The 747-nt window shown below is 51.5% G+C and carries 1 rRNA gene; it reads right to left on the reverse strand.

The window, feature by feature from the left end:
* A 23S ribosomal RNA gene (locus FKN05_RS16515) occupies positions 1-747 on the reverse strand; the annotation flags it as partial.

Below are 747 nucleotides of genomic sequence, written 5' to 3' on the forward strand. Positions count from 1 at the left end.
AAGTACGGGAATATTAACCCGTTTCCCATCGACTACGCTCTTCAGCCTCGCCTTAGGGGTCGACTTACCCTGCCCCGATTAACGTTGGACAGGAACCCTTGGTCTTCCGGCGGGGAGGTTTTTCACCCCCCTTGTCGTTACTCATGTCAGCATTCGCACTTCTGATACCTCCAGCAAACCTTACAGTTCACCTTCAACGGCTTACAGAACGCTCCCCTACCCAATACCTAAAAGGCATTGCCGCAGCTTCGGTGTATTGCTTAGCCCCGTTACATCTTCCGCGCAGGCCGACTCGACTAGTGAGCTATTACGCTTTCTTTAAATGATGGCTGCTTCTAAGCCAACATCCTAGCTGTCTAAGCCTTCCCACATCGTTTCCCACTTAGCAATACTTTGGGACCTTAGCTGGCGGTCTGGGTTGTTTCCCTCTTCACGACGGACGTTAGCACCCGCCGTGTGTCTCCCGGATAGTACTTACTGGTATTCGGAGTTTGCAAAGGGTTGGTAAGTCGGGATGACCCCCTAGCCTTAACAGTGCTCTACCCCCAGTAGTATTCGTCCGAGGCGCTACCTAAATAGCTTTCGGGGAGAACCAGCTATCTCCGAGTTTGATTGGCCTTTCACCCCTAGCCACAAGTCATCCGCTAATTTTTCAACATTAGTCGGTTCGGTCCTCCAGTTGATGTTACTCAACCTTCAACCTGCCCATGGCTAGATCACCCGGTTTCGGGTCTATATCCAGAGACT

This window comes from Vibrio sp. 1-1(7) (assembly GCF_013048485.1).
GTDB lineage: Bacteria > Pseudomonadota > Gammaproteobacteria > Enterobacterales > Vibrionaceae > Vibrio > Vibrio fujianensis.